The organism is Pigmentibacter sp. JX0631, assembly GCF_029873255.1.
Lineage (GTDB): Bacteria > Bdellovibrionota_B > Oligoflexia > Silvanigrellales > Silvanigrellaceae > Silvanigrella.
Genome location: NZ_CP123622.1, coordinates 462749 through 476675, shown reverse-complemented (window position 1 = coordinate 476675; position 13927 = coordinate 462749). Strand labels below are relative to the sequence as shown.

12 protein-coding genes are annotated in these 13927 nt (G+C 29.6%); 8 read left to right on the top strand and 4 right to left on the bottom strand.

What is annotated here, in order from left to right:
• The first annotated feature begins 100 nt into the window (after positions 1-100).
• Entirely contained in the window at positions 101-1705 is a 1605-nt protein-coding gene (locus QEJ31_RS02005; protein ID WP_280592119.1) for an ABC-F family ATP-binding cassette domain-containing protein, read from the top strand.
• A 7-nt stretch (positions 1706-1712) separates the two neighbouring features.
• On the opposite strand, the gene QEJ31_RS02000 is transcribed toward QEJ31_RS02005, so the two are convergent.
• Positions 1713-2648, bottom strand: coding sequence for a DUF1338 domain-containing protein (locus QEJ31_RS02000; protein WP_280592118.1), 936 nt, complete (start codon positions 2646-2648; stop codon positions 1713-1715).
• A gap of 120 nt (positions 2649-2768) precedes the next feature.
• Between QEJ31_RS02000 and QEJ31_RS01995 the strand changes: the two genes are divergently transcribed.
• Entirely contained in the window at positions 2769-3758 is a 990-nt protein-coding gene (locus QEJ31_RS01995) for a pyridoxal phosphate-dependent aminotransferase (RefSeq protein ID WP_280592117.1), read from the top strand.
• A 118-nt stretch (positions 3759-3876) separates the two neighbouring features.
• On the opposite strand, the gene QEJ31_RS01990 is transcribed toward QEJ31_RS01995, so the two are convergent.
• The 3 genes from QEJ31_RS01990 to QEJ31_RS01980 all read right to left on the bottom strand — a co-directional run bounded on the left by QEJ31_RS01990 (position 3877) and on the right by QEJ31_RS01980 (position 6927).
• Positions 3877-5229 carry an anaerobic C4-dicarboxylate transporter gene (locus QEJ31_RS01990; RefSeq protein WP_280592116.1) on the bottom strand — a complete coding sequence of 451 codons (1353 nt, stop codon included), beginning with the start codon at positions 5227-5229 and terminating at the stop codon, positions 3877-3879.
• A gap of 160 nt (positions 5230-5389) precedes the next feature.
• On the bottom strand, positions 5390-6073 hold the full coding sequence (locus QEJ31_RS01985) for a hypothetical protein (RefSeq protein ID WP_280592115.1): 684 nt from the start codon (positions 6071-6073) through the stop codon (positions 5390-5392).
• 8 nt (positions 6074-6081) lie between these two features.
• Complete coding sequence (locus tag QEJ31_RS01980; protein ID WP_280592114.1) at positions 6082-6927, bottom strand: flagellin; 846 nt, start codon at positions 6925-6927, stop codon at positions 6082-6084.
• A gap of 241 nt (positions 6928-7168) precedes the next feature.
• Here QEJ31_RS01980 and QEJ31_RS01975 point away from each other — a divergent pair, with 241 nt between their 5' ends.
• The 6 genes from QEJ31_RS01975 to QEJ31_RS01950 all read left to right on the top strand — a co-directional run bounded on the left by QEJ31_RS01975 (position 7169) and on the right by QEJ31_RS01950 (position 13264).
• The gene (locus tag QEJ31_RS01975; RefSeq protein ID WP_280592113.1) at positions 7169-7957 is read left to right on the top strand and encodes a hypothetical protein; all 789 of its coding nucleotides are present in this window, start codon (positions 7169-7171) and stop codon (positions 7955-7957) included.
• Between the two features lie 58 nt (positions 7958-8015).
• Positions 8016-8990 carry a hypothetical protein gene (locus QEJ31_RS01970; protein ID WP_280592112.1) on the top strand — a complete coding sequence of 325 codons (975 nt, stop codon included), beginning with the start codon at positions 8016-8018 and terminating at the stop codon, positions 8988-8990.
• A gap of 64 nt (positions 8991-9054) precedes the next feature.
• The gene (locus tag QEJ31_RS01965) at positions 9055-10425 is read left to right on the top strand and encodes a methyltransferase domain-containing protein (RefSeq protein ID WP_280592111.1); all 1371 of its coding nucleotides are present in this window, start codon (positions 9055-9057) and stop codon (positions 10423-10425) included.
• Positions 10426-10443: 18 nt separating this feature from the next.
• Positions 10444-11109: a M24 family metallopeptidase gene (locus QEJ31_RS01960; protein WP_280592110.1), complete on the top strand. Its 666-nt coding sequence runs from the start codon at positions 10444-10446 to the stop codon at positions 11107-11109.
• 49 nt (positions 11110-11158) lie between these two features.
• A complete protein-coding gene (locus QEJ31_RS01955; protein ID WP_280592109.1) occupies positions 11159-11872 on the top strand; it encodes an SIMPL domain-containing protein in 714 nt (237 codons plus the stop codon).
• 1050 nt (positions 11873-12922) lie between these two features.
• The gene (locus QEJ31_RS01950) at positions 12923-13264 is read left to right on the top strand and encodes a hypothetical protein (protein WP_280592108.1); all 342 of its coding nucleotides are present in this window, start codon (positions 12923-12925) and stop codon (positions 13262-13264) included.
• The last annotated feature ends 663 nt before the right edge of the window (positions 13265-13927 follow it).

Below are 13927 nucleotides of genomic sequence, written 5' to 3'. Positions count from 1 at the left end.
TCATTCTTGAAAGAGTGCCATGAATACCGTATCTTACCAATAATTCTTTACAAAATTAGTTACTTAAACAATTAAATATTTTTTTGGAGACCAAAAATTTATGTCTTCTCCTATCTCAGTAAGTGATATTAGGTATAATTTACCTGATGGTACTTTACTATTTCAAAATTTTAATTTCTCAGTACAAAAAGGAGAAAAAATAGGGCTTGTAGGAAAAAATGGGGTTGGAAAAACAACTTTATTGCGCTTATTAAAAAAAGAAATAATTGCAACGCAAGGAGATATCAAAATACATGGTAAAACTACCTATTTTCCACAAAATTTATATGACTTTGCAAATAAATCAATAGCGGAAATTCTTGAAGTAAAAGAAAAAGTAAATTCTCTCCAAAATGTTTTTTCTGGAGTTGCTTGTGAGAAAGATTTTCAAATAATAGATCAAAGCTGGGATTTAGAACGAGAAATAACTCTTGCTTTTCATGCGGTAAAATTATTTCCTTATCCACTAAATAGAATGGGTAAAAGTTTAAGCGGTGGCGAACTTATCCGTTTATTATTTGCGAAATTAATTTTAGATAAATCTGATATTTTGTTACTAGACGAACCAACAAATAATTTAGATGGCTATGCTAAAATTGACTTAATGAAAAACATAATTCAGCCTAATTTAACCGTTTTAATTTCAAGTCATGATATTGAATTATTAAATAGGATGGATAGAATATTTGAAATTTCTAATTTAGGACTAAAAGTATATGGAGGGAATTATAGTTTTTACCGTGAGCAACAAGAAATTGAAGAAATTGCGAACGCAAATACTTTAGATAATGCAAAACAAAATCTTAAAAAAATTCAAAACATTTCAAATGAGGTATTGAAAAAAATAGCTCATAAATCTGCTACAGGGAAAGAAAAAGCTAAAAATGAAGGGATGTCTATTTTAGAATTGCAATATAAAAAATCTAAAGCCGAAAAAACTTCAGCAAATCTGCTGGATATACATCGGAAAAAATTATTTGAAGCTGAAAATAAAGTAAAACTTTCAAAAGAAAATATCCGCGAAAAATTTTCAATTCAAGTAGATTTAGAAAATGCAAAAATTCCATCATGCAAAGAAATTATTATCTGTGAAAATCTAAACTTTCAATATCCTAATTCTCAATATCCTCTTTGGAAGAAGAATTTAAATTTTTCATTAATTGGAAATAAAAGATTAGCTATTTTAGGAAATAATGGAAGTGGAAAGTCAACTTTAATAAAAATTATTTTGGGTGAAATATTACCTCAATCTGGAACTGTTAAGTTAGGAACAAAAAAAATTGTCTATTTAGATCAATCTTGTTCTTTTTTAGAGCAGGAAAACACGATTTTAGAAAATATGCAAAAATGTGCTTTACCCAGCAAGAAATTACATGAAATCAGAATAAGTGCAGGAAGATTTTTATTTTATGGAGATGATATATTTAAAAAAATAAATTGGTTAAGTGGTGGGGAAAAAATGCGGGTAGCATTAGCTTGTTTATTTTTGCAAGAAAATGTACCTGAACTTTTAATTTTAGATGAACCAACTAACAATTTAGATATCCATTCTATTGAAATTTTATTATCCAGTTTAAAATCATTTTTAGGTGCTATGTTGGTTGTTTCGCATGATAAAAACTTTTTGGAAGAATTAAATATTTCTGAATATATTTCTCTTTTCTAGAATATCTTTAACCAGTCCGTTTATTTGTAGATTCAAATATTTTATCAGCGTTGTCAGTCACAAAACCCTGATAGTAGCTCTCCCATAATTCATCATGTTTTTTGCCTTGTAGCGGATGACGAAACGCAAATTCTACAAATGCGTATGGAATGTTGTAAAATCCATCTTGAAACCGAACCACATTTTCTTCCGCTAATGTTGCACTCTGCTCTAATTTTACAACTTTGGAGCCTTTAATGATACTTCCACCAGATTTATTCATCTCGATTTTTAATTTTTTTTGTACATAGTCATTAAATTGTTGGAGATTTTTAAAAGTTTCCATGAGGTGAACACTGACGGTGAAGTGGTTAGGGGTATTGCCAAATACCAAAGTCCAAGCAGCGTATTCGCTTTCAATTCTTAGCAATTCGTAGTCTTGATATTTAGGAACTCGCCACATGGCACCTGATCCTAAAAATAATGCTATTTCATTAGCGAACTGATTTACTTTTTTATTATCCGCATTTAGTTGACTTAGTTGAATTTTTAACTTTTCTATGGGTGAATCAGTTACGTCATTAGTATATTTTAAAACGCATTCTTTAAAAGGTTTTGAAAAGGAATCTAAAAGAAGCTCACTAATAAAAACTTTAGGAAACACTTTAGCACTATGCGCATTTTTTTTCACTGGAGGATTCATTGAGATAGCTTTTAATTTTTTTTCAGGAAAATCATAGTTACCTGCGTGAGTATAACCTAACATTTCAAAAATACTTGAAAGAACTTTCATGTTGCAATTTTTTCCGGGTAACGTTCTAAAAGCGATATGATCTTCACTCCAAGTGTCACCCATTTTTCTAATAGCCTGTTCTATCGTTTTAACTTGACCTACCTTTGATTTATAGATACTCCATAATTGTTTGATCACTTTTTCTGTTATTGTACTTTGAACTTTAAGCATAATTCTTAGCCTTTATGGATTTAGAACGAATGTATCAAAAAAGTTATAAATGAAACTTAACCGAAGAAAATTTAATTTTCTAGTTTAATTGTTTTTTTTTACTACAAAAGGAAGAGAAATTTGTCACACATTCATCTAGACAGAAATGAATACTTTTTTCAGCATCATCCAAAAATTATTGAAATATTTTCAAATTTTAACATTTTAGATATATCTTGTTATGCATCTTTGCAAGAACAAGGTTATTTACTGAAAGAAATTGCTAAAAATTCTAATTTATCGAATTTGGATCAAATTACACTGTTTCATGGTGCTGAAGATGCTTTGATAAAAATATTAACATGGTTAAGAAAAGATCGTCAAACTATTCTTATGGAAGATTTTTCTTGGAATAATTATGAGTTTATCATTAATAGTTTGGGTTATCAAAAAATTAAAATTCCAAACTCCTTTACGCAGAAAGATATTGAAGTCAATCAACAAATCTTTATTAAAGAATTAACTAATATATCTGAGGCTGTTGTTTTATTAACAGTACCTAATAATCCAACTGGTTATCATGCTTCAATAGATAATTTACTAGAATTAATAGCAAGGTTTCCCCAGCATATTTTTATTCTAGATCTTGTTTATTCAGATCTTTTTTCTTCCCAATATCATTCTTTTTATACTTCAAACAATGTCATTTCAATTGGCAGTTTTTCAAAACTTTTTGGGATGCCTGGATTAAGAGTAGGTTATGCTGTAGGAACTGTTCCTCATGCCTTTAAACTAAAATTAGGGATACAGCGCCATAATGTAAGAGCATGTTTAAATGCATTAGAAATTAAGCATTGGTATTTAAGCAATCGAAAAGAGATGTTAACTTATGCAGCAAAATTTGCAGAAAAAACATTTAAACACTTAAATGTTTTTCACTCTTCAGCTCCATTTATCTTGATAGAAATATTAGAAGCAAAAATAAATCAAAATATATTTCAGGAAGCAGAACAATTATCTTGTGTCAAGCCAAAATATTTTAATCACAATGGAAAATCTTACATACGATTTGGCCTTGGTCCAAAAGAAATTTGTGAAAAAATTGAAATTTATCTTGGATGTTTTAAGTAAACTAAAATAAAAAATGCAACAATAGATATTAAATTTTTAAAAAATTTTTTTAAACAAAGTTACTAATCAGAATTTGCTTTTCAAAATCTTCCATTTGAAAAGCATTTTGTAGGTTGCTTTAAGGAAATGCTAATTGAGCTAGAAAATATCCTAAGAAGCAACTAGTACCAACCCCTATCAAACCAGGTACTATAAAACTATGGTTGATTATAAATTTCCCGATATGAGTAGTTCCTGAACGATCAAATCCAATACAAGCTAAGTCACTAGGGTAAGTTGGTAAAATAAAGTAACCATATGCAGCAGGAAGAAATGCTATGATAATTTTAGGATCAACCCCCAAACTTAGTCCCATAGGCGCTATTGAAGTGATAGCTGCTGCTTGACTGTTTACTAATTTAGAAACTAAAAATAATGCAATTGCATATGTCCAGGGTTTTGTTGCAACAACACTCTCTAAAAATTGTTTTAACAGAGAAAAATGGGATTCAAAAAATGTGTCTGCCATCCAAGCAACCCCAAAAACACTGATAATTGCAGTCATACCAGCTTTAAAAATAGCTCCGTTTGGTATATCTCTTGGCACAACTTTACAAATCATTAATATTAGTGCGCCAGCAACAAGCATTAATATTTGAATTAATAAATTCATAGATAAAGGAACACTGTTACCATGATCCATAACGTGGGGACGAAAGTTTTCAAATGCTCCAAAAAATACCACTACAGCAGTTGTTAAAAGAAAAATAAAAGTTGCGATATAAGCTTCTTTAGGTAATTTTTCATTTAATAAAGTACTTTCTGAATCGCCGTAAATATACTTCTTTGTTTCAGGATCTTTTAATTTTTCTTGAAATTCAGAATCATCTTTTAAATCTTTTCCACGCCGGAGGCTCCAAAGTCCAGCCATCAATACACCAACAAACGAAGCAGGAATTGCTACCTTTAAAATATCAATCATGCTGATATATTTTCCAACTCCATGTGATGCTGCTAGAATTGATACTAAAGAAACAACTGCAACTGACATTGGTGAAGCGCAAATTCCTATTTGTGATGCAACTGATGCAACAGCCATTGGTCTTTCAGGACGTATATTTTTCTTAATTGCAATATCATAAATAATTGGGAACATGGTATAAACCACGTGTCCGGTTCCGCAAAGAACAGTCAAAGTCCAAGTAGTTAAAGGCGCAAGTACAGTTATATAATTTGGTTTTTTTCTTAATAATTTTTCTGCAAAACGCATCATGACTTGCAGACCTTTTGCGCTTTGTAAAACAGACGCACATGAGATAACAGCCATGATAGTTAAAATAACACCGACAGGAGGGGATCCAGGCTTTAATCCAAAAATAAAAGTTAAGATTAAGAGACCAATTCCGCTAATTACTCCTAATCCAATTCCGCCATATCTTGTACCTAAAAGAAGGCAGCCTAAAATAACAATAAATTCTAATACAATAAGCATTTGGTTTTACTCCAAATATAAAATAACAACACATGAGAGTTCTCTCTCTCATCAGTTTTATTCTATAATTAAAATTGCTTTTTAGCAAAGAAAGTTGTTGTCATTATTTAAATACTTTAATTGATATTAATCATTTATTTGTGTTATGTAGATTAAATTTTTAAAATAAGAATGGATCATTTTTAGGTGTATCAACAATTAATTCTGCTTTTTCACCATACACAGTTTTTCTCACTATATTTCTTTCATCAGTTGTTGTAAACTTACTTTCCATTGTGCTCCAAAAATCTTTTTCTAAGTCTCCTGATAATTTTTGTTGAGAAACTTCTTGCGAACGATTGCTGAATTCTTGAAAACATTTTATTATATTTTCTAAACTTTGTCTTACGCTATCTTGAAATTGAAGTGCCATAATTACCGGAGCAATCATATTTGCAAGCTCTTTGTCGGATTCAGATAACTTCTCTAATTGTTTAGATAAATTAGTTGTTTTACTTCCTAATTCTTTATATCTATCGCTATTTCCAATTGATTTAGCTTTATCAATATCACCTGCTGCTGCGCTTTCAAAGATTTCATTTGCCATGTTGTTTGCTTCTGAAGCAATTTTTTCAACTTCTGAATGCTCATCAGTACCTTCCTGATACATACTAGTGATTAAACTTTTCACTGTCTGCGCTTGATCTGAAGATAGTGATGATACGGATTGGATTTTATTTCCAATTTCAAGTGCTGCTTGCTCAGTTTTTGATACAACGTTTTTCAAAATAGTATCAGTAATTTTTACGAGATCTTTTACTATAGAAACATAGTTTTCATGAGAGATTTTAAAATTATCAGTCATAGTTTATTTTATCTTCCTTCTAAAAGTTGTAATGCCATTTTTGAAGTTGTATTTGCTTGTTGTAATACACTTGTTCCAGATTGAAGTAAAATTTGATTGCGAGTTAACTCTGAGCTTTCTTCTGCGATATCAACATCTTTTATACGACTGTTAGCAGCACTTAAATTCTCGACAGTTGTGCCAATGTTATTTATTGTTGAGCCTAACCTATTTTGGAGAGCACCTAAATCCGCACGAATGGCACTTACATAATCAATCGCACCTTCTATAGCGGTTAATGAATGTTGCGCTCCAACTTTTGTGTCGAGGGCAAGTTCGGAAACGCCAAGCCGATTTGTTTTTACGTCTGCTTTAAAAGAATTATATTCAAGCCTATCCACGCCTAAGATGTTATCTCCGCCAGTATTGATCTGAATTTCGAGAATTCCTCCAGTACCATCAAGTAATTGCGTGCCATTAAATTCAGTTGCATAGGCAACTCTATCTATTTCATCTTTTAATGCTTGATATTCAATATCAAGATAAACTCTTTCTTTTGGTCCAATGGTATCAGAAGCGGCTTGAACACCAAGTTCTCGCATACGGATCAACATATTTTGAATTTCGTTCATTCCACCTTCGGCAGTTTGGATCAAGCTGATACCATCATTTGCATTTCGCTGAGCTTGTTGTAATCCTCTAATTTTTGAGCGTAGCTTTTCACTAATGGCTAATCCAGCAGCATCATCCGCAGCTTTATTGATTCGATAACCAGACGCCAATCGTTCCAAGCTTTGATCGAGCATTTTGCGAGTATTTCGCATATGCCGTTGGTTCGTTATCGATGTGACGTTGGTCATTATCCTGTAGCCCATTGCGCTCTCCATTCAAAAAAACGAGATTTGGATTCTTTAGGAATTACTTTGATAAAATGGGTCTCTTTTTTACGCTATCAAATAATGCTTAATTTGGAAGCGATTTGTGTCAATTCTGTTGTAGGTATTAAAAGCATTGTTTGTTTTTCTTATTTATTAGGAATGTATTTTTTTTGTGTTACAATTCAAGAAGGTAACTTCATTCAATATTTGTTTTAGATTTTTAAAAAGGACAGAAAACATGATCAATATTGAAAATAATCGTTTTCCACATAGCGCAGAACTTTTTAAGTTTTGTAAAGAGGTTTTGAATATCAGAAAAAACACAGCGGAAAAAATAACTGACCAAGATGTTGGAGCTTTGTTAGGATTTGATCCTGCAGATTGCACACATTGGAAATATGGCCGGAAAAACATAAAATCAATTCAAAATTTAAATCAACTCGCGAAAGCTTTAGAAATAGATCCTCGCAATTTAATTGATATTTCACTTGGAAAAAATGTTCTACTGGACGCTTTGATAGAATACCAAGGATATGGAGAATTTAGCTGTGCGAAAGAAGATAGAGATTTGCTAATTAATGAAGCAAACAATCTCATTGAAAAAGCAAATGTAAAAGCATTACCTATTTTTGTCCAGGAATTTGGAAATATTGTGCCGCAAGTTGATTTTAAAACGCAAGAAAGTCAAAAAGATTTTGTGCTGACGAAAGAGGAAAATGGAAAAACACTTATATCTTGGCCTAAAGGCGAAAAAATGGGAACTGCTCTTCGCTTTTATTTAGCAAAAGAACTGGCGCAGGTACTTTTGCAAAAAGAATCGTTGAAAAATCAATTGTCGGATACAAAAAATCCAAATTTAGGAAACACTCTGGCTCTTTTCTTGCTTATGCCGTCGTATTTGCTACAAATTGCTTTTAGCCAATGTGATCCAGCAAGAGATTCGGTTGAACAATTGATGGCTTTGTTTTGGATGAGTCGTACTTTGATCAACATTCGGTTAAAAGATTTTCTGATGTATAGAAATTAATAGCCTAAAAAGCTGTATTTAGGGCTTGAGTTTCTAACCAACTCATGGAAACCAACTTATGGATTTTGTTACAATCACCGCTTTTTTATTTTCTGGAATTTCGCTTTTAGTATGTGCATGGCTTATTCTTTCAAAACAAAAACTAACATTAAGTAACAAACAGTTACAAAGTAAAATTTTTGTTTTGGAAAATAATATTTTAGCCCAAGGCGAAAAAAAAGATCATTCTTCAACTGAAAAAAAAGATAAAATTCCCCAACAAAAGATGCAAAATGAAAATAATATTAATCATCAATCGTCACAGGAGTTGCTTCATTTAAGAAAAGAAAATTCTAAATTAAAAGATGATATTAAAAAAGCAAAAGAAGAAATTAAAAATAAAGAAAAAGCGTTAAAAGAAGAAGAAGTAGCAAGTAAAAACAAATTATTTTCTTTGACAGAAGAAAACAGTCGATTTATTACCCAATTAAAAGAATTAGATTTGCAATTAAAAGAAGCGTTAAATAATCAAAGAAATAATGTTCCATTGATCGACTTTGAAAAGAAGATGCTCGAAATTTCGCAATTTAAAGAAGAAAATTCAACACTAAAAAGCAAGCTAAATGAAGTAGATAAATTTAAGAAAACCCAACAAGCCAAAATTTCTTCCCTTCAAGAAAAACTAAAATTAGTTGAACACGACTTATCGCTATGGCTTGATGCTGCTAAAACAAATGATGGAAAACCCCTTGATCCAGCCTTTTTTGTAAAATGGCATGACAGAGCCATTACAGCTAGAAAAATGTACAAACTTATGCGTCAGATGCGGGAATTATCCGATGCTAAAGTTACTTCCTATCAAGAAGGAATAGCAAACATTTCACAATGGGTTCTGAATCAAAAAAATATCCCAATTCCTCAAGTTTCCTCTGGCGAAGTTCTAGCAGATAGGCTATTAGCTGAAGCATGGAATGCAATAATGCCCGTGAATGCTAAGACGACAGGCGGTTTGGAAATATCTGATTCTTCTGTCCAAACCAGCTCTCCAAGCTAGTAAATCAAAATTATTCATTTCTTTTTGTATAGTTGTTTGAAAATTTTAATATGGTGTGTTGATAATGAATGAATTTAATCCTAAACGCAATTTTTCTCGTTCCTTTGATAGAGGACAAAAAAAACCTGATTCTAACATGCAGAAAAAAGGAAAATCCTCTTCCTTAACCTGGAAACCAGCTAGAACTCAACCACTGAATATCAGAATGATGACTACAAAAGAAGGAGTTTCTGAAAGAGTTCTTCATGAACAACCATGTAAAATAATTGAAAAATGCAATTATTGTCCGAATCTTGATCTGCCTTATAAAACTCAATTGTTGCAAAAAACGAATGAATTGAAACAAAGTATTCATTCGGAAAACCCAGAATATCAAAAAATAATAATTAAAGATTGTATTGCCTCAGAAGATCGTTTCGGCTATCGGCATCAAATAAAGCTTATAATTTCTGAACATTATAGCAATGATCCCGTATCCCCGAAACGTTGGGTAGATATCGGTTTATATAATCAATCTTTTAATTCAGTAGTAGATATCGGACGTTGTCCTGTGCAAACTTCTCTTGCAAATGATATCGCTGCTTTTTTTAGAACAGGAATACGTCTTCATAACTTATCAATTTATACACCAAAAAATAGAGAAGGATTAATACATAGTTTAGTTATTAGAACGACTCACTCTACAAGACAAGCTCAAGTAATAATCAATATTACAAAAGATGAAAGTCAACTCTTAAAACCAATTGCAAGAGAATTAGCAGAAAAAATAATGAATATTCAAGGAGTATTTGCTCAAGTTGTGCAACCTCAGCATGGCGATGATAATAGGAATATTAAAGTTACAAAATTAGTTGGGCAAGAAGAAATAGAAGAACAGTATAGTGAATTAAGTATTAAATATTCATCATCAACTTATTTACCGCCGAATCCTAGAATATATAACAAAATTTTTCATCGAATTTTAGAGCTCGCAGATCTTTCTGGTAGAGAATCAATTTTAGAATTAAATTCAGGTGCTGGCGAACTTTCCTGTTTACTAGCAGCATCAGCTAGAAATGTCACAGCTATAGATGCATCTGAAAACGCAGTTCAAGATGCAAATAAGAATGCTCGCTTAAATTCAATTAAAAATATAGGTTTTTATCATGGTAAAGTGTCTGATAAATTAAATGAATTGATATCGAACCAAATTATAAAAAATTGTGAAGTCATTATTTTAAACTCTAGAGAAGAAAAATTAAACAATATATCTTTAAAAAATATAGTATCGTTAGAACCTAAAGTTTTATTTTATTTATCTTCATCTTCAAATGACATCATAAAAATGGCTAAAGAAGTAGATGGAGTTGGTTACAAAATTGTTTTTATTGAACCCTATGATACTTTTCCAGGAACAGATAGAGTTTTATCTTTGTGTTTTATTCAAAAGAAATAGTATAAAAAAGAGTGAAATATGTCTAATGAACTCATTGAAAAAATATCGCCTGAAGCTATTGTCCCAATGATGACCATAGCTCGGCATAAAACATGGGAAGCAATTGATAAAATAGCTTCTCTGTTACTACCAGGGATGACTGAAAAAGAAGCAATTAAAATTGCAAATCAATATTTAGCGTTACAAGGAGTCAAAAAGTTTTGGCATCAAACGCATATTCGCTTTGGAAGCAATACAATTTACAGCTTTAATGATCCCTATCTTGAAAACAGTATTCTTAAAAATAATGATATTTTTTTTATTGATATAGGTCCTATCTGGGAAAATATTGAAGGGGACTGTGGTAAAACATTTTTAGTTGGTAATGTTTCAGAAGAACAAAAAAAAATAACTCATGATGTAAAAAATATTTTCGATAAAGTTCAAGATTACTGGCGTTTACATAAAGTAACTGGAAAAGAATTGTGCGAATTTGCGCATAAAATTGTTTTAGAAGCTGGTTATTTGCTAAATCCTGCCTATGTAAAAGGCCATAGATTGTCAGAATTTTCTCATAAACTTTATACAAATGAAAAACTTTTTGATTTAGATTTTAATCCTGCTGCAGAGCGTTGGGTACTTGAAATTCATATTTGTACTAAAGATTTAAAATTTGGTGCTTTTTTTGAGGATATTCTTCACTAATTAATTTTATAACATATTAAAATAAACATGTTTATATTTAGGAGAAAAAATGTTTCGTTCTATAGTTTCCTCACTTTCAATAGGAGTTGGTATTTTAGTTTCAGGTATTTTACTAAGCTCATCAATAAGTAATTTTAAAAACTTTGATAGATATGTTGAAGTAAAAGGACTAGATGAGAAAGTAGTTAAGGCGGATTTTGGTACTTGGAGCATCCAATTTTCTGTATCAAATGATGATTTAAAGAAAATTTATGCTGAAACTACTAATGCGCAAAATAAAATTAAAGATTTTTTAATTGCACAAGGTTTTAAGCAAGAAGAAATTAAAATAGAAACTGTAAATTTAAATGATAATAAAGCAAATTTATATGGAAATAATGTGCAAAATGTCCCGCATTATACTGCACAGTCTGGTATAAATGTTGCTACTAAAAATGTAGATTTACTTGAAAAATCTGGACAAAATATTACAACATTAATTGAATCTGGTATATTAATAAATAGAAATTTTATTCAATACTCATTTAAAGATTTACTTTCAGTCAAACCAGAAATGTTGCGAAATGCCACTGCAAATGCAAGAGAAGCTGCAGAAATATTTGCGAAAAATTCTAATAGTAGTGTCGGAAAAATTCGTCAAGCTACGCAAGGAAGCTTCAGTATAAGTTCTGCTACTGCGAATAATAACGAAACATATGGTGGTGAATCTGAAATGATGAAAAAAATTAGAGTAGTAACATCAGTAGAGTTTTTTATAAATTAAGTTTGAAAAAATCAAAACTCTTTAATTAATTATCGAATAAAAAATCCATTCTTAAATTTACAAAGAATTTCCTCAGCGAATGATTTTTAAATAAACCCAGCTTCCATTCCCTGTATCAATATAAATATTATTTCTGTAGTAAATGATTTAACTTATTTGAATAATCAATTAAATTTAAATCTAGAAAAACTATTTGCATGTAGTTGTACAGCGAACAATTTTAAAAACATAAATTGGCTAGAAAAAATTCTATCTGGCATAGTGTAATTAATATTTTCAAGAAGAAAAAAATTTTTCAAACTGAAGATCAACAAGGGAACTGTTTTTTCATATTTTTTTCCAGATTTTCGGCGCTTGTAGTTAATAAAATGTTATTTTTATTAAAAAAAATAACAAAATTTTAAATATAGTCAATTATTTAAAACTGGAATAATTTTTTTTTGAATCCAATTCTGTAGTTTAATTGAAATTTTGTCTGAATCTAAATTACCTAAAGAGTAGTTTAGTAGAGAATTTAAAAAATGATTATTAATATAGCAAAATAAGAATTAAGATTATGTCGCTAGAATTAAACATACTTTCTAAGTACACAAAAATTTTTAAGTAATTTCCGATAATATTAAACACTGAAGAATATTCTTTTTTAAAAGCTCTTGCATTAATTAACATTCAGAAAACTACTGACAAAAAAGGCTGTAATTTTCTAAGATATTGTTATTTAAAATCCATCTTCATTTAACAAATTATCAATCAAAGAAAGAAGTTATAAACTTTTTTGAATTAGAGGTACTTAAAGTGGAGCTGTTATAAAGGTAACAAAATTCAGACTTTTAATTTTTAATTATTTGCTATAGCGAGGATATCTTACTATTACAAGTGCAATACCTTATAACAATTGTATATTGTTTATTTGTTTAATTAAATTAAACAAATAAACAATTGTTAAAAAGTAATTTGCAAATTTTTAATATTTATATTAAAAATTTGTCGAAGATAGCAGTGTAGCTATTTTTATTTTTTTTCAAGTAATTTAATATCATGGAGGATATTATGCAGCTCAAAATTTCAAAATATAAAATAATTGCGGTCTTAGCGGGTATTTTAATGGGAAGTAATTCTTTATCAGCTCAAGAAGCAAAAATACTTTCTAATGTTTATTCATCTTTACCAGAAATAACTGAATGTTCAGATAAAATGGAAATATTAAGTTTCATTGAGAAAAACTATTCGAAATTATCTATGGAAACAATCAATAATCTTATGATGATAGCTGATAATAATAGTTTAAATCAACATGATCAAAACCAAATATCTAATAGTACTGAAAATTCAAATGAAAGCTGTAAAATTGATGAAGGTTTAAAAAGAGGTATAATGGTTTTTCTTGATTAATAACTTTATAGGAATTTGGAGTAATTAACTTTAATGAAAATTATTTCTGTAACTATTTTTTTGCTTTTTATTTTATTTCTTATTAAGCAAGGTCTGAGTAAAAAAGCACATTTTGCTTCATGGAGAATGTTTACTAAAAGTCCTCGTGCATTTTTCGATCTTTATCAAGATAATAAAAAGTTACAAATATGGGAGATTATTCCACATTCAAATTTTGCAATAAATTTTAATGCTCTTCTTTTTATACTAAGGTATCTAAAGAAAAAGCATTTTAATATTTGTGGGTCTATAACTCTAATTGAGTATCCTCTTGTTTTTAAAATTAAAATTAATGAATGTGAAATAACTCAGGTTAGAAAAAGAAATGTTAGAAAGCATAGATCAAATTTTAAATTCAGTTTTTTTAAGGCCTGAATCAACTGTCCTTTTTTTTAAAAAAGGTTTTATATTGTGCTGTTTAATTAAATTAATAAGTGAAATATCAAGAGGTTATTTTGAATATTTAGATAAAGATAAATTTTTAAAGTATTATTTAGATACTAGGTATGTAAAATATACGATTTTTAATAAAATTATATTTGGTAATATATTTTATAAATCTATGAACATATTTTATTTTTTGTCTTTGCTAAGTTATTTATGTAATTTTTTACCACTTATAAA